17 protein-coding genes are annotated in these 14,359 nt (G+C 40.3%); 11 read left to right on the top strand and 6 right to left on the bottom strand.

Annotated features, from left to right (window positions below; translation table 11 throughout):
* Positions 1 to 16: 16 nt before the first annotated feature.
* A complete protein-coding gene (locus ACOT8F_RS10385; protein ID WP_421651744.1) occupies positions 17 to 334 on the top strand; it encodes a YuiB family protein in 318 nt (105 codons plus the stop codon).
* A 128-nt stretch (positions 335 to 462) separates the two neighbouring features.
* Complete coding sequence (locus tag ACOT8F_RS10380; protein WP_421651743.1) at positions 463 to 1,158, top strand: 3D domain-containing protein; 696 nt, start codon at positions 463 to 465, stop codon at positions 1,156 to 1,158.
* Positions 1,159 to 1,207: 49 nt separating this feature from the next.
* Here the strand turns inward: ACOT8F_RS10380 and ACOT8F_RS10375 are convergent, their stop codons facing one another.
* Positions 1,208 to 1,972 carry a cobalamin-binding protein gene (locus tag ACOT8F_RS10375; RefSeq protein ID WP_421651741.1) on the bottom strand — a complete coding sequence of 255 codons (765 nt, stop codon included), beginning with the start codon at positions 1,970 to 1,972 and terminating at the stop codon, positions 1,208 to 1,210.
* Between the two features lie 9 nt (positions 1,973 to 1,981).
* Positions 1,982 to 2,461 carry a divergent PAP2 family protein gene (locus tag ACOT8F_RS10370; protein ID WP_421651739.1) on the bottom strand — a complete coding sequence of 160 codons (480 nt, stop codon included), beginning with the start codon at positions 2,459 to 2,461 and terminating at the stop codon, positions 1,982 to 1,984.
* A 363-nt stretch (positions 2,462 to 2,824) separates the two neighbouring features.
* On the opposite strand from ACOT8F_RS10370, the gene ACOT8F_RS10365 reads away from it, so the two are divergent.
* Both ACOT8F_RS10365 and ACOT8F_RS10360 read left to right on the top strand, forming a co-directional pair.
* Positions 2,825 to 3,217 (top strand): DUF309 domain-containing protein, encoded by a 393-nt coding sequence (locus ACOT8F_RS10365; protein WP_421651738.1) that lies wholly within the window; start codon positions 2,825 to 2,827, stop codon positions 3,215 to 3,217.
* A gap of 11 nt (positions 3,218 to 3,228) precedes the next feature.
* Positions 3,229 to 4,728 (top strand): leucyl aminopeptidase, encoded by a 1,500-nt coding sequence (locus tag ACOT8F_RS10360; RefSeq protein WP_421651736.1) that lies wholly within the window; start codon positions 3,229 to 3,231, stop codon positions 4,726 to 4,728.
* A gap of 490 nt (positions 4,729 to 5,218) precedes the next feature.
* On the opposite strand, the gene ACOT8F_RS10355 is transcribed toward ACOT8F_RS10360, so the two are convergent.
* On the bottom strand, positions 5,219 to 5,374 hold the full coding sequence (locus ACOT8F_RS10355) for a hypothetical protein (protein ID WP_421651735.1): 156 nt from the start codon (positions 5,372 to 5,374) through the stop codon (positions 5,219 to 5,221).
* Between the two features lie 238 nt (positions 5,375 to 5,612).
* Positions 5,613 to 6,203: a biotin transporter BioY gene (locus tag ACOT8F_RS10350; protein WP_421651733.1), complete on the bottom strand. Its 591-nt coding sequence runs from the start codon at positions 6,201 to 6,203 to the stop codon at positions 5,613 to 5,615.
* Positions 6,204 to 6,311: 108 nt separating this feature from the next.
* Between ACOT8F_RS10350 and ACOT8F_RS10345 the strand changes: the two genes are divergently transcribed.
* Positions 6,312 to 6,908 (top strand): sulfite oxidase-like oxidoreductase, encoded by a 597-nt coding sequence (locus ACOT8F_RS10345; protein ID WP_421651732.1) that lies wholly within the window; start codon positions 6,312 to 6,314, stop codon positions 6,906 to 6,908.
* Positions 6,909 to 6,952: 44 nt separating this feature from the next.
* On the opposite strand, the gene ald is transcribed toward ACOT8F_RS10345, so the two are convergent.
* Positions 6,953 to 8,086 carry an alanine dehydrogenase gene (gene ald / locus ACOT8F_RS10340; protein WP_421651731.1) on the bottom strand — a complete coding sequence of 378 codons (1,134 nt, stop codon included), beginning with the start codon at positions 8,084 to 8,086 and terminating at the stop codon, positions 6,953 to 6,955.
* Between the two features lie 200 nt (positions 8,087 to 8,286).
* Positions 8,287 to 9,555, bottom strand: a complete 1,269-nt coding sequence (locus ACOT8F_RS10335; RefSeq protein ID WP_421651936.1) for a PucR family transcriptional regulator — start codon at positions 9,553 to 9,555, stop codon at positions 8,287 to 8,289.
* A gap of 175 nt (positions 9,556 to 9,730) precedes the next feature.
* Here ACOT8F_RS10335 and ACOT8F_RS10330 point away from each other — a divergent pair, with 175 nt between their 5' ends.
* The 6 genes from ACOT8F_RS10330 (at position 9,731) to ACOT8F_RS10305 (ending at position 14,353) form a co-directional block, all read left to right on the top strand.
* Complete coding sequence (locus ACOT8F_RS10330) at positions 9,731 to 10,315, top strand: hypothetical protein (protein ID WP_421651729.1); 585 nt, start codon at positions 9,731 to 9,733, stop codon at positions 10,313 to 10,315.
* 67 nt (positions 10,316 to 10,382) lie between these two features.
* Positions 10,383 to 11,063 (top strand): response regulator transcription factor, encoded by a 681-nt coding sequence (locus ACOT8F_RS10325; RefSeq protein WP_421651727.1) that lies wholly within the window; start codon positions 10,383 to 10,385, stop codon positions 11,061 to 11,063.
* Entirely contained in the window at positions 11,053 to 12,399 is a 1,347-nt protein-coding gene (locus ACOT8F_RS10320; RefSeq protein WP_421651726.1) for a sensor histidine kinase, read from the top strand. The genes ACOT8F_RS10325 and ACOT8F_RS10320 overlap by 11 nt, the downstream gene beginning before the upstream one ends.
* A 149-nt stretch (positions 12,400 to 12,548) precedes the next feature.
* On the top strand, positions 12,549 to 13,079 hold the full coding sequence (locus ACOT8F_RS10315) for an HD domain-containing protein (RefSeq protein WP_421651725.1): 531 nt from the start codon (positions 12,549 to 12,551) through the stop codon (positions 13,077 to 13,079).
* Between the two features lie 400 nt (positions 13,080 to 13,479).
* Positions 13,480 to 13,713, top strand: a complete 234-nt coding sequence (locus ACOT8F_RS10310; protein ID WP_421651724.1) for a YuzF family protein — start codon at positions 13,480 to 13,482, stop codon at positions 13,711 to 13,713.
* A 217-nt stretch (positions 13,714 to 13,930) separates the two neighbouring features.
* Entirely contained in the window at positions 13,931 to 14,353 is a 423-nt protein-coding gene (locus ACOT8F_RS10305) for a MerR family transcriptional regulator (protein ID WP_421651722.1), read from the top strand.
* The last annotated feature ends 6 nt before the right edge of the window (positions 14,354 to 14,359 follow it).

The raw sequence follows: 14,359 nt of genomic DNA, 5'->3' as shown, positions 1-14,359 counted from the left end.
GAAGGGGTGCTTAAGCATGAATATAGCGGTTGTAATCATCTCAATGGTCTTGTTTTTTGTATTATTTTTTGGAATCGGTTTCTTGCTGAATATGCTTCTCAGAATGTCATGGGTTATGGCCATTGTTTATCCGGTTGTTTGTATTTTTATCATTCAGCAGATTCAGGTAAGCCGGTATTTTACAGCACCCGTAGAGTCGTTTGTTTCTCTCGGGCATAAAGTTTCTTTGCTTGCACCGGCTGATATGATGATTCTTTCAAGCGGGCTTCTTGGTGCAATATTAGCAGGAATCACGATTAAGTCATTAAGAAAAAGAGGATATCAGATGTTTTAACCTTCCAAATTGATGGGGGTTTTTTCTTTTTTATAGGGTTTAAAATGATCCTCTTCTTCTCTTCAGCGAATATTTTATTCCATATGTGGAAAAGAATAGTCTTGTTGAGAGGAGAGAATGATAAAGATATGAAAAAATTCCAAAGCTTTGTTCGCAGAGTTTCGATGTTTGTTTTATTTTTAGCAGCTTTAACGGTGACCGCTGGAGCCATAACAGGTGTTAGAGCACAGGATTTATCAAGCTGGATAGAAGGGCAGGCTTCAGGGGATGGAGAGAATGCCTATAATTTTCTTGGCTTTACCTTTAAAGTGCTGAATAAGGAATCACCTATACATACATCTATTTCAGCTGCAGAAGAAAAAATCGATAAAAATCTTTCGCTTGAAACAGCTTTCGAATGGGACAAATATCCAAAAAAAACAGTGACGGCCACTGGATATACAGCAGGCTATGAATCAACAGGGAAGTACGCAAATAATCCTCAGTATGGCATCACTTTTTCTGGTGTGAAAGTAAAGCGTGACCTCTATTCGACGGTTGCGGCAGATCTTAAGGTATTCCCGCTTGGAACCATCCTATTTATCCCTGGATACGGTTACGGGGTTGTAGCGGATAAAGGCGAGGCTATTAAAGGAAACGAATTGGATCTTTATTATGATACAGTAGATGATGTATATAAAAATTGGGGCAAGAAAACACTGGACGTATATGTGGTAAAAAAAGGAACAGGGGAATTATCGGAAGAGGAATTATCTCATCTTAATGAAAACCAATCGATGCAGGTATTCCGTCAAAAATATATGAAATCCAAAACAAAGAGCTGACCCGGGAAACCGGGTTTTTTGCTTGGTTCCAAATTCCAGAGTCAGCTGTTTATTTCAAGATCTGAGCTAATTTTTCCAAGCCTTCAAGAAGTCTTGGAGAAGGCCTGCAATACAATGCTTCCTCCAGTAAATGAATCTGTTTTTCTTTGACAGCTTTTGCCTTCTCAGCATTTGCACGCTTTAGCACATGCTCTATTTTCATTCTGCTTTGTTTAACTCCAACCCATGCCAGGAAGATATAGTCCGGGTCGCGTTTTAATACATCTTCCCAATCTGTCTGCACGCTTGCAAGATCCACATCTTCAAAGATGTTTGAGGCTCCAGCAAGCTTGCTGATCTCTGTCAGCCAGTTAACACGTCCAGGGGTAAAGATCGGGTTTGGCCACCATTCAAAGTAGATGCGCGGCTTCTTTTTCCGATTGGATGCGGCTTCTTTGAAGGCGGACAGCCTGTTCCGATAATTCTGGACATATTCAGCCGCTTTTTCAGGTATTCCTGTTATCTCCCCCAAATGAAGAAGATCATTAGCGATATCGTCCAACGACTGCGGATTATATACGACATAGGGAAGGTTACGCTTTTCTAGTTCTTCAATATTTTTTTCCATGCCAGGAACACTTAGAGAAGCGAGGATAAGATCTGGTTTCAGCTCTTCCACCTTATCCATATCAATGGACAGATCCGGACCCACTTTTGGCAGGGAAGCTATTTCTTCAGGCCAGTCAGAAAAGTCATCAACACCAACCAGCTGCCCAGTCAAGCCGAGGCAGGAAGCCAATTCCGTATTGCTGGGGCAGATTGAAACAATTCTCATTTCTATCACCTACATCATGAAAAGATAATAAAGCAGAAGGGTCATCAAGATCCCGGTAAGTCCGCCAAAAAAGACTTCAATTGGCTTGTGGCCAAGCAATTCCTTCAACTTTTTTATTTTTTCTTTTTCCTGGGCCTGAGGCCAGTCTTTTGCTTCTGTGACGAATCTGTTGAAATCCACCACAAGCTTATTCAGTACTGTAGCCTGTTCCCCAGCAGCCCTTCTGACTCCTGTAGCATCAAACATTGTAATGACAGCAAGGATTGCTGCAACGGCAAAGATTGAGGAATGAAACCCTTCCTCAAGCCCGACGGCTGTCGCCAGAGCAGTAACAGCTGCTGAATGGGAGCTTGGCATGCCTCCTGTACTTGTTATAAGCGACCAGTCCAATTCCCTGATCGCAATAAAATGGATCGGCACTTTTACAAATTGTGCAAAAAAGATAGCGAATAAGGCCGCGATAAGCGGGAAATTAAAAAGGATCTCCATTCTGATGAAACCCGTCCTTTCAATGACAATGGTACTTTTATTTAGGCTCTTTCTTAAAAGCTGCTGTTTTTAAATGGCTCTTTTCTTAAACTTTGTTGCTCATGACCCTATATTTAGTCCTCAAAACCATTGGGATGGCAAAAACTTTAAGAATAAATGCCCCGATGCTAGTCTAAATGCGTGAAAAAGCATGTACAAACAACAATCTCTGCGAAAACAGCCTTTTAAATAAATCTAATTTTAAAAAAGATGCCGTGAGGCTTATATTTATAAGTGTTAAACCGATACGAACAGCAATCTGTAAACGTATGAAAATGTTAAATGCTCTGATACAATATTATCATGAAAGCGGGGTATTCTTTCATGAATGATTATCCTGAAGAATATTATCAGTTTTTTGTGCATTTTAATGAAGGTGATTATTATACTTGTCATGATCTTTTAGAAGAGATATGGATGACAGATAAGTCGAATCTTTTCCTTAAAGGCCTCTTGCAAATGTCGGTTGCGATTTACCATTATGAATATGGAAATGTCAGCGGAGCCCGCTTGATGATGAATGCTGGAAAAAAATACATACAACGATATCGCCCGGCATTTTGGGGAGTAGACCTGGAAAGGGTCCATTCTTTTATTGAAAATTGCTTATCAATTATACCACATGATATTGAGCAGTTACCTTATGATTGTGTAAATGAATTGCCTCAATTGCCTTCTTTTTATCTTAACCTTGAAGAAAATAACGAAAAACCTTAGGAGGATACAAAATGTTTCATGCAGAATCAATCTTAAACTGGACAGAAGAAACGATTATTATCGGATTATTTCAAAAAAACAATCATCTGAAAGGTATTCTTTCTATTCTGGATGAACAGCTGGAAGGCCAGATTTCCGATCTGGTTACGGAAGGAGATATTTCTCCTCAGAAAGGGGCCATTGCTAAAATTTATCCGCTAGGCCGAATGAGTACGAAAAGAATCTATATTGCAGGTCTTGGCAAGGAAAAAGAGTTTACTTTTGAAACAGCTAGAGAAGTGTTTGGAAAGCTCTTTAAAACGATTCTTAGCTCAAAAATTCAAAGCGCAGCCATTGCAGCGGATACTTTTATCACTGAGGAAACGGATGTGCTTGAAATAGGTCATGCAATTGGAGAAGCATTGTCTCTTTCAACTTATAAAATTCAGGATTACAAACATAAATCAAATGAACCGGAAAAACTGATTGAGCAGATCACCGTTATTTCAGAAGCAGATCGTGCAGATTTACTGGCAGCCTTAAGGGTAGGTGCAGTTTATGGCAAGGGAACCAATTCAGCCCGTACACTAGTTAATATGCCCGGAAATATTCTTACTGCGTCAGAGCTTGCAAATTACTCGGTTAAATTGGCTGATCAGTATGGATTTGAGTGCGAGGTTCTTGAAAAAGAAGATATGGAAAAGCTCGGAATGGGCGGCATGCTGGCAGTGAATCAAGGGTCGGAGCTGCCTCCCAAAATGATCGTTTTAAAATACCAGGGAAAAGAAAAATGGGAGGATGCCATCGGCTTAGTCGGAAAAGGCATCACTTTTGATACTGGCGGATATTCTATTAAGCCCAAAGATGCTATTGTTGGGATGAAAACGGATATGGGCGGTGCTGCAGCTGTTCTTGGTGCTATGGAGATGATTGGTGAGTTAAAGCCTGAACAGAATGTTGTAGCGGTAATCCCTTCTACTGATAATATGATCAGCGGCAATGCTATGAAACCGGATGACATCATTGTTTCCATGAACGGCAAAACAATCGAAATTCTGAATACAGACGCAGAAGGACGGCTTGTGCTGGCGGATGGGATTACTTATGCAAAGCAGCATGGTGCAAACGTTTTAGTTGACATTGCTACCCTTACAGGCGGGGTTATTGTGGCACTTGGAACTGAAATGACTGGAGCCATGAGTAATGATGACAGCCTTTATCAGCAAGTTCTGGAAGCATCTGAAGAATGCGGTGAGCCAATGTGGCGTCTTCCTATTACTGAAAAAGACATCAAAAAGGTGCGAAACAGCAAAATGGCGGATCTGAACAATTCTCCAGGCCGTGAAGGCCATGCCATCATGGCAGGAGCGTTCTTGAGAGAGTTTGCAGAAGAGACACCATGGGTTCACCTTGATATCGCCGGAACTGCTACTTCTTCCAAGGAAACAAATCTCGGGCCTTCCGGTGCAACAGGAATTATGGCAAGAACACTTGCTACGTTTGTAGAACGGTTTGTGCCAGCTGAAAAGTAAAATGAAGCAAAAAGGCTGCCAGGATATGGCGGTCTTTATATAGTATGGGATTGATTTAATTGATGAAGGGTGTTTAAGGGATTTGGTAGTGGCGCATTGGTTAGGGAATTCGCCTTTATAAAGAGATAAATACTAATAAAATTACATAAGCGCTCTTAAATTGGGATGAGCGCTCTTAAGTTGGCATATCCGCTCATAAAAACAAAGATCCTCTATTAAAAGAGGATCTTTGCATATAAATCTTGATAAAAGGCGCTTCAACTAAAGATTTTTATCCAATCTAAGGTCGTTATCTGCCTCTAGAATAAAAAAACCTAATGCTGCTGCTAATACCCCTTATTTTTCTAAGGCTGAATAGGCGCTTCAGCTATTGATACATTCAGCTGCAGCGCCTAGCCCGTTCTGAGGTCATAAGCCGCTCATCCAAAGAAAAGAAAACCTGCTTTCCTCCGGCTGACCGTCTTATGCTTGTCGGGGCTTAACAAGGCGCTTAAGCTTTTGCTTCATACTTCAATCTATTTAGAAGTTCCTGATCATCCATTTCCAAGATGCTGTCGGCCATTTGCGGCTCTCTTTTCAGCAATTCTCTTTCATGCATTTCTCTCTCTAGTTCTGAAAAGAAATAACGTCCAAAGGTTACTTTCATATTATTCCCTTCTCCTCTCTCTAATGATAGCTAATCTGCTCACGCTAAGGCAGAAGATGCAGCTGAATCCAGCTGTACAAATTTATTATCGGCTGGATAGACTTGTTAGTATACTATAATATGCAGTTTTTTTTCAACTTGTTAGAAAATCGTTCATAAAATTTAATAGAATAGGATATGCACAAAAAAACAGCAAGCATCTAAATGCTTGCTGTTTCATACATTCAATGTTCTGTTTTTAGGCTGCTCTGCGCCTATGCTGTGTTGATTTTTGAACAGCATAGTAGATACGCGGGGCAATTAGAGCCCCTATAATGGTAAAAGCAATGTCTTTAAGCATAAACCAGGTCATGATTTTCCAGGCACCGGCATAACTCATTTTTGTATTTAACATATAATTTACGGCAAAATACATATAAGTGGTACCGACAACATAAATGGCAATTATACCTGCAAAGGATGCTGCAAGGAAAACCGGGAAAGAAGGATTTTTTCTGGATTCCATGATTTTCCCTGCAAGGTAGGCAGCGACTATGTATGATAAAATGAAACCGCCGGTAGAACCGATTAAAACATTAAAACCGCCTGAAAATTGGGCGAAAACTGGTGCACCAGCTGCACCGACTAATGCATAAACGATCATTGAGATGGCACCCATCCGGCTTCCAAGAAGCAAACCGGCTAAAATACAAAAAAATGGAGCCATAGAGAGAGGAACTCCGGCTACTTGAAGAAATGGCAGCCAGGATGTGAGATTCGCTCCTATTGCCATTAGAGCAGCAAACATTCCCGCTAAAGCTAAATCATAAACTCGAAACCTGCTATTCATCGTATTCCTCCAGCATAAAAAGAGTCTTTTGTACTCAGAATAATAGACGAAAAGAATATTGTCAACTTAATATTTATATAGGTTAACAATAAAAAGGGGACGAAAATCATGTATTTTGGAAAAGCAAAAGAGCCTCACAAGGGAGGCCGTATTCCTCCAAACCAGAATGCAACAACAAAATTCCCAGTCCTTCATGCCGGAAATGTTCCGCATTACCCGGATCTTTCTAAATGGAACCTTCAATTATACGGTTTAGTTAAAAATCCCAAGCTGCTTACCTTTGACGATTTATTACATTACCCTCAGTCTAGTGTAACGAATGATATCCATTGCGTTACAGGCTGGTCGAGACTTGATAATGGCTGGTCCGGGGTAAAGACAAAAGACATCGTTAAAGGAATCGGCATAATGCCAGAAGCAAAATATGTCCTTTTACATGCTGAAGAGGGCTGGACAAGCAATGTATCGATTGAAGATTTTCTTGCGGAAACAAGCCTTCTCGCACACACACATGACGGGGAAAGGCTGACGCCTGAACACGGATATCCATTAAGAGCCGTTATGCCGCATTTGTATTTCTGGAAAAGCGCCAAGTGGCTTAGAGGGATCCAATTCCTTTCGAATAATCATCCTGGGTTTTGGGAGAAAAATGGATATCATATGAATGGAGATCCATGGAAAGAAGAGAGATTTTCATTTGATTAAAGAAAAAAGGAGACTCGGGAAAGAGTCTCCTTTTACTATTCAAATCAGTTCACGCTAAATTCTTTTTCAAGTACTGCTTCAGCGGCTGCATAAGTGTATCCAAGATCTCGCGCAACAGCTTCGTATGTGATTTCGCCTTTAGCTACGTTTACACCTGATTTAAGAGCTGCATTTTCTAAGATCGCTTTGTAGACACCTTTATTGGCAATTTGCAACGCGTAAGGAACTGTTACGTTTGTTAATGCAATAGTAGATGTTCTTGGAACAGCTCCCGGCATATTAGCAACAGCATAATGAAGGACGCCGTATCTTTCGTAAGTAGGGTTGTCATGAGTTGTAATATGGTCAACTGTTTCAACAATTCCGCCCTGGTCAATGGCTACGTCAACGATTACGGAACCCTCCTTCATGGATTTCACCATTTCTTCTGTTACAAGAGTCGGTGCTTTTGCTCCCGGGATCAGAACGGCACATATGAGAAGATCTGCATCTGTAACAGCGTTTGCGATGTTTACTGGATTAGACATAAGTGTTTTGATTTGGTTGCCGAAAATGTCATCCAATTCACGAAGACGGTCAGCGCTTAAATCGATAATCGTTACATCTGCTCCAAGACCGATTGCCATTTTAGCTGCATTTGTTCCAACTGCACCGCCGCCGATGATCGTTACTTTTCCGCGGCTGACGCCTGGTACGCCTGCAAGCAGAATGCCTTTTCCGCCTTTAGGTTTTTCAAGGAACTGAGCACCGATTTGAGCAGACATGCGGCCTGCAACTTCACTCATTGGAGTAAGAAGCGGTAATGTCTTGCCTGGTGAAACGGTTTCGTATGCAATCGCAGTAACTCCGGATTCTTTTAATGCTTTTGTAAGCGCAGGTTCTGCAGCCAAATGCAAGTAAGTAAACAGGATCAGGCCGTCACGGAAGTAAACATATTCGGATTCAAGAGGTTCTTTTACTTTCATAATCATCTCAGAATCAGCCCATACCTTGGATGCTTCCATTACGATTTCAGCACCAGCTTCTTCATAAGCTTCATTAGAAAATCCGCTTCCTGCTCCTGCATCAATTTCTATAAGTATACGATGTCCTGCTGCAAGCAGTTGTGTCACACCTGCTGGAGCTAATGCAACGCGGTTTTCGTTATTTTTAATCTCTCTAGGCACACCAATAATCATTTAAATTTCCTCCTTAATAAATGGCTTTCATGAGTTCAAAGCTGTTGTTTAAAATAAAAAAGCCTATGAAGTGTTCATTCATAAAATTGAAAATAAAAAGCCTGTTTAAACAGGCTTAAGCTGTAATTTCAGTATAATCCCCTGACAGAGATATTTCTTTGTAGTAAATAGAGAAAGGGTTTACATCTCTTTGTGAAATTTCACAAAGAGAGTTTATAAAGCTTTAAATCCAGATAAATCGTGAGTTTTTCATTGGTGTTTTTCAAGTTGATTTCCGCTATTTCCCCTATGCGCTTCATTCGGTAATTCAATGTATTGACGTGAACATTCAATGCTTTAGCTGCTGAATGGACATTGCTGTCATGATCCAGTAGAACTTCAAGTGTTTCTACTAAATTTGTGTGATGATCCAAGTCATATTCTTTCAGCCTCATCAGCTGCCAGTTGACGTATTCATCTTCCTGCCTTTGCTTGTGAAGCAGGTCAAGATATTGGTATATTCCAAGCTCCGAAAAGTGAATGAGCCCGTTTGTCTCATTCGGAAAGCGCTCTTTAATCTTAAAGGTCGAAAGGGCTTCCCTGTAGCTTTTGGCTACTAGGACCGGATTGGTATAAATGCCTCCGATTGCAGCAGATGCGCCTTTTATGAAAAAACGTTCCTGCAGCTGGCTGATGACAGCAGAAGAAAATTCCTTTAATTTTGCTAAAGGCTGTTCACCCTTTAAATCTACCAAGATAATCAGCTTGTCATAATCAATTGTTGATAAAAGAATATGCACCTGCTGTGTTGTTTGCAGCAGATAATTGATTTGTTTTTCTTCTGTATCCTTTATTTTCTCAGGGAATTGAAAAAGAATAATAGTAAAGAGTGCAGGCTCTTTCACATGAAATTGTTCAAAGCTTTCTTTGATTTCCTGCTGCGATTCAAGATGGCCTGTTAGGAGCTTCCAAAAAAACTCCTGGTTTCGCTCATCCTTTTTAATTTTGCGAACCTGTAAATTCAAAATCTTATTTTTAACGGCCTGCGCTGCCTTTTTTAAAAGCTGCAGTTCTTCCGCATCCAGTGATTTATTTATTTCAAGGGCCCATATAAATCCGAGAACCTCTTGATCCTTCCGAATAGATATGGCAACTCTGTTTCCGAGCCCGACTTGATCGATGTGACCGACACGGACGGGTTCATCCTGTTCCATAAGCTTTGGAATGGTGCCATCCTTCCAAAGGCTGTTAATCACTTTTTCAGGTACACGACGGCCTATTATGGTTGATATTCTGGCCTGGTCTGTACAATCATCATGTGAACTGTATGCCAGAAGCCGATGATTAACATCTTCTATTGTAATAGGACATGAAAGCACCTCGCTGATGCGATCAGCCACATCCTCAAGCTTTTCAAAATGATACTTGAAGGGATCCTTTGAAAATGTACTCATAACTACTCCCCACCTTGCAGTGTTATACTTCATCATATCATGAGAGAAGCAGATCTGAAAAAGGCACTGGAAGAGAATTCGGTATAATTGTGCAAACTTCATAAAAAGAGCTTTTCCTATTCACACAATTTCACATAGTCCTGCGAAGTTTATGACATATTCTATGGGTAAAATAATAGTGTACCAACAAAGATCAAAGGAGGACGTTCACTTGTTAAAAAGAAAATGGCTCATAGCGGGTACCGCTTTAAGTTTGATCATTCCGGGTGTTGCAAATGCTGCAAGCTCATCTGCTTCTCCTGCACCTGCTGTGCAAAATGAGAAAAAAGCTGAACAGGCACCGCAACTGAATAAAGAGGATTTTGCAAAAAAACATGCTGAAATGAAAGCAGAGCTGCTGAAACTGGTTAAAACCTATACGCCTGAGAAGCAGGCTGAATGGAACCAGGCCATTAAAAAACAGGAAGATCTGCGCATGCAATTAAAGCCGATGTTTGAGAAACATAAAGAGGCAAGAAAAGATAAGCTGGAGAAGTGGCATAAAAAAGGGGAAAACGGCAAGATGACGGAAGCTGAAATGAAAGAAAAAATGGCTAAATGGAAAGAAAAGCGCCATGAAAATAAAATGCAAAAGCGTGAGGAAATGAAAAAATTCAAAGAAGCTGTTAAATCAAAAGATAAAGCTGAAATCAAAAAACAATTGAACAAGGCGCTTGATGAATTGCAAAACCGCAATAAAAAGATGGAAGACCGCATAAAAGATATGGACAAGACCCCTAAAGGCAATGTTCAATAAGAATATGGGAAAGCTAGTAAGGGACGTTTCCTAAGCGTCCCTTTCGTTTATGGAGGAGGGGCTGCAAATGACATATCAGGTTCATTTAGTAGAAGATGAAACGAATTTAAATACACTGCTTTCAACCTATCTGAAGCAGGAGGGCTGGGAGGTAAAAAGCTTTCTGAATGGAAGTTCCGCTCTTCAGGAGATTCATGAGCCGCCGCATTTATGGATACTCGATATCATGCTGCCTGATATGGATGGGTACGAGCTATTGAAACAGATAAAAAAAGTAAATGAAAATACACCTGTTATTTATATTAGTGCCAGGGATGAAGATCTTGACCGGATTATCGGTCTGGAACTCGGAAGCGATGATTATCTTGCCAAACCTTTTTTGCCTAAGGAACTGGTCATCCGCTCAAAAAAAATTCTGAAGCGTGTTTATGAGCGCGTCGAAAATGAACAAACTATTATGCAATACGGTCCTTATACAATAGAAGATAAGGAAAGAACCGTTATGAAAGATCATAAACAGATTCCGCTAACCTCAAAAGAATACGACCTGCTCCTATACTTACTAAAGCACATGGGACAGGCCTTAAGCAGAGAACAGATATTATTTCACGTATGGGGAGAAGATTATTTTGGCTCTGACAGAGTGGTGGATGACCTTGTCAGGAGAGTCAGGAAAAAGTGCCCTGAGCTTCATTTGGAAACCATTTACGGCTACGGGTACAGGACGGTAAAACACTTTGAAAAATAGGCCGCTTTTCGTTCAGATTTCCCTTTTGTTTACAGGGCTGGTCGTCTTTATGGGGATCGTCTTTTTTCTTGTTATTCCAACTACCCTTCAATCCTTTTTTACAAGCGAGATGTTTAAAACAATTGAAGAATCTCAGCTTTCGCAAACAGCAGGAAATTATAATATAAAAGAGCTTGATCAGCAGCCGAATCAGCAGGAAATCCGTTCTGTTCAAGATGTGTTTATCACTGTTGACGGCCAAGATATAAGCTTCGACGGAGGTAAGCTTCCTTTCCGAATCGTTCAGCTTCTTTACAAACAGGCCAAACTTCAGACTGCTAATGAACAAAGGTACCATACAACAGTTGGAAATCAGGAGCTCCTTTATGTAATCAGGCCAGTTAAAGATAAATATGGAAATGACTGGTATCAAATCTCTTATCTATGGGACACTTACAGAAAAGAACTTGTTAAAACGCTGCTTGTTAAAATTTTTATGATTTTTGCCTTTATTATTATCGGAGCAATCATTCTCTCTTTTATCTTTTCAAAAATGCTGATCAAGCCACTGGAAAAAATCAATCGCCATGTAAAAATGATTGCCGGAAGAAGGCTGAATACGTCGCTTCTTTTAAATAGAGGAGACGAAATCGGGAAGCTTGCTGAATCGATTGAAGAAATGAGAGTTCAGCTGAAAAAACAGGATGAATTTCAGCAAACGATGCTTCAGCATGTTTCACATGATCTGAAAACGCCGATAATGGTGATCAGAAGTTATGCGGAAGCATTAAAAGAGGGAGTCCATCCAACAGGATCTCCTCTTGGTACGGCTGAGGTCATTGAGCAGGAAGCGGATAAACTCGGACAAAAAATTAAAGGGCTGTTATATTTAACAAAACTTGATTATCTCTCTCAGCTTACAAGGAGTCTGGAAACAGTCTTTTTGAATGATATCATGGAAGATGTCATGGTACGCCTTAAGGCCACGAATAAAAATATCAAAGTAAAATCGGCCATTGAGGAAGTAAAGGTTGAGGGAGACTCTGAGCAGCTTACCGTATTATTTGAAAACCTTCTGGATAATGCTTTGAAATACGCAAAATCAGAAATTGTCATTTCTACTGAAATTCAGGATGGCAAAGCCTTTATCCGCTGTTTTAACGACGGTGAGCATATTGAAGAAGAGCTATTGCCTTCCTTGTTCCAGCCTTATATTAAAGGGAAAAAAGGGAATTTTGGACTTGGGCTGGCAATTATAAAGCGGATTACTGATCTTCATCAGGCAGAAGTCTACGCAAAAAATGAAGAAAATGGTGTAAGCTTTATCCTGATTTTTCCTCTGTCAAACGAAGCCTAGGAATGTGTTTAAAGGGGAATAAACGGGGAATAGGACAGGTGACTAAGCCTTTTCTGATTATTGTCATAAAATAGAACAGCCGAATTGCATGGTTTTGAGCAAATATGATACGGTATTAAGCAAAACTTGATAGACAGAGGAGGGTTTCCATGAGGAAAATCACCTTGTTGGATCTCTTTACACACCCATCAACAGTAAAATATTTACACCGTTCAGGAACGGCGCATGCTGTTGCAGTTGCTTATTATGCCTTTAAGCTTGCGGCAGAGAAGGGCGTTAATCCTGATCTTGCAGCAAAAGCAGCGCTCCTTCATGATATTGGGCATTATGAGTGGTATACAGACGGAAAATGGGATTATAAGCTGTACCGCCAAAACGATATTCATGCCATAAAGGGTGCTGAGCGTGCCCACCGCCTGCTGATTGAAATGGGAGAAGACCGTGTAGCAGCTAAAGAAATTGCTGTGGCTATTCTTCTGCATACGGATTCTTATCTCCCGCAGGAAAACTTGAAGCTAACCCCTTTGCAGGAAATCGTGAAGCAAGCAGATGAACTGGATGAAGAACCGGACGGGAATCATCATCGTCGGGTCATCTCAGAGGAAAAAGCGATTCGAATGGTTAAAGAATTGGACAAAAAAATTGATGATTACATGAGTACCGTAGAAAATACGTTGTAACTGCCATACAATCCGCGACAGCTGGATTGTATTTATTTATATCCTTATCGGCTCTTTTCTTAAACATTGTTTCTTTCTCAGATATTTTAGATGATAGCGGACCAATATACGGCTGCGAATTTTAAGAAAGGCTCTTTTCTTAAACTTTGTTGCTCATCACCCTATTTTTAGTTCAACAAACCATCGATTAGGCAAGAATTTTAAGAAAAGATACCACTAAGCATTTCTTCATCCGTGTTCTAAACCTATACGAATAGCAGCAATCTATGCGAAAACAGCTTTCATATATACACTTTGCCTAAGTGCGTTTGTTCGAAAAAACGAATTTTCAGACGGCTGTGATAAACGCCTTTTCTCACTCATATAGTTAAAGGAGTTTTCTGGAAGGGAGTAAACCCCCATGCCCGACTATCAGCAATCCCAGACACCCCAAATGGTTACGATCGTTGAGCCCTATGTCTATCAGACTCTTCAGAGTGTAATTGGCAAAACACTCGTCGTTCAAACGGTCAGAGACACATTAAGAGGGAAACTGACAGATGTGAAGCCTGATCATGCTGTTATTCAAGTAAATGGAACAACCTTTTTTGTCCGATTGCAAAAAATTGTTTCTATTATGCCTGATAAAGATTAAGTCTTATGAGTCGCACAAGGAAAGCGGCTCTTGCCGTTTTTCCCCTTCGAAAAAGGGTATAAGACGTTTAGTAAACGGAGATGAAGAGAAAAAGGATAACCTTAAAACGGACAAGCTGATTCGCTGTAAATTCCACACCATAACGTTTGACTGTATGGTTTTTGTTTGATAATATTATCTTAATAACTAATTTAGGGGTGATGGGCTCGATGGGGTTATGTACCGAATTGGCGAAATAGCTAAGCTTGCTAATGTCTCAAAACGAACAATTGATTATTACACACAGCTTGGTCTTCTTCATGCAGAAAAAACGCCAAACTCCAACTATCGGCTTTACTCGGAGATTGCGCTTCAGGATATTCATTTTATTGAGAAGTGCAAAGGGTTAAATATGTGCCTGAATGATATAAAAGAACGGCTTGAATTAAAAAGGAGCAGTCTGAAGGATCAAAAAGAACAAGAAATATATTTGAAACAGGCGGAAATACTAGCCACACACATGAAACAATTGGAAAGTGAAATTTCGGAACTTAAACCGCTCTTCGATCGTCTTAATAAAGAAGATAAAATTAGGATTTCAAAAATGCTTTCGCCTGAAAAAGCAGCTTTGCTGCAAACACTAGCGATTCTGTTATTCTAAAGGAGG

It is taken from the genome of Chryseobacillus diguaensis (assembly GCF_049220665.1).
Classification (GTDB): domain Bacteria; phylum Bacillota; class Bacilli; order Bacillales; family Bacillaceae; genus Metabacillus_B.
The sequence above is the reverse complement of the archived record's forward strand: the minus strand, read 5'-3'. Positions and strand labels throughout refer to the sequence as shown.

Bases quoted from the DNA above. Each gene is read 5' to 3' on its own strand.
- ACOT8F_RS10385 (WP_421651744.1), top strand. From the start codon at position 17: ATGAATATAGCGGTTGTAATCATCTCAATGGTCTTGTTTTTTGTATTA.
- ACOT8F_RS10380 (WP_421651743.1), top strand. From the start codon at position 463: ATGAAAAAATTCCAAAGCTTTGTTCGCAGAGTTTCGATGTTTGTTTTA.
- ACOT8F_RS10375 (WP_421651741.1), bottom strand. From the start codon at position 1,972: ATGAGAATTGTTTCAATCTGCCCCAGCAATACGGAATTGGCTTCCTGC.
- ACOT8F_RS10370 (WP_421651739.1), bottom strand. From the start codon at position 2,461: ATGGAGATCCTTTTTAATTTCCCGCTTATCGCGGCCTTATTCGCTATC.
- ACOT8F_RS10365 (WP_421651738.1), top strand. From the start codon at position 2,825: ATGAATGATTATCCTGAAGAATATTATCAGTTTTTTGTGCATTTTAAT.
- ACOT8F_RS10360 (WP_421651736.1), top strand. From the start codon at position 3,229: ATGTTTCATGCAGAATCAATCTTAAACTGGACAGAAGAAACGATTATT.
- ACOT8F_RS10355 (WP_421651735.1), bottom strand. From the start codon at position 5,374: ATGAAAGTAACCTTTGGACGTTATTTCTTTTCAGAACTAGAGAGAGAA.
- ACOT8F_RS10350 (WP_421651733.1), bottom strand. From the start codon at position 6,203: ATGAATAGCAGGTTTCGAGTTTATGATTTAGCTTTAGCGGGAATGTTT.
- ACOT8F_RS10345 (WP_421651732.1), top strand. From the start codon at position 6,312: ATGTATTTTGGAAAAGCAAAAGAGCCTCACAAGGGAGGCCGTATTCCT.
- ald (WP_421651731.1), bottom strand. From the start codon at position 8,086: ATGATTATTGGTGTGCCTAGAGAGATTAAAAATAACGAAAACCGCGTT.
- ACOT8F_RS10335 (WP_421651936.1), bottom strand. From the start codon at position 9,555: ATGATGAAGTATAACACTGCAAGGTGGGGAGTAGTTATGAGTACATTT.
- ACOT8F_RS10325 (WP_421651727.1), top strand. From the start codon at position 10,383: ATGACATATCAGGTTCATTTAGTAGAAGATGAAACGAATTTAAATACA.
- ACOT8F_RS10315 (WP_421651725.1), top strand. From the start codon at position 12,549: ATGAGGAAAATCACCTTGTTGGATCTCTTTACACACCCATCAACAGTA.
- ACOT8F_RS10310 (WP_421651724.1), top strand. From the start codon at position 13,480: ATGCCCGACTATCAGCAATCCCAGACACCCCAAATGGTTACGATCGTT.
- ACOT8F_RS10305 (WP_421651722.1), top strand. From the start codon at position 13,931: ATGTACCGAATTGGCGAAATAGCTAAGCTTGCTAATGTCTCAAAACGA.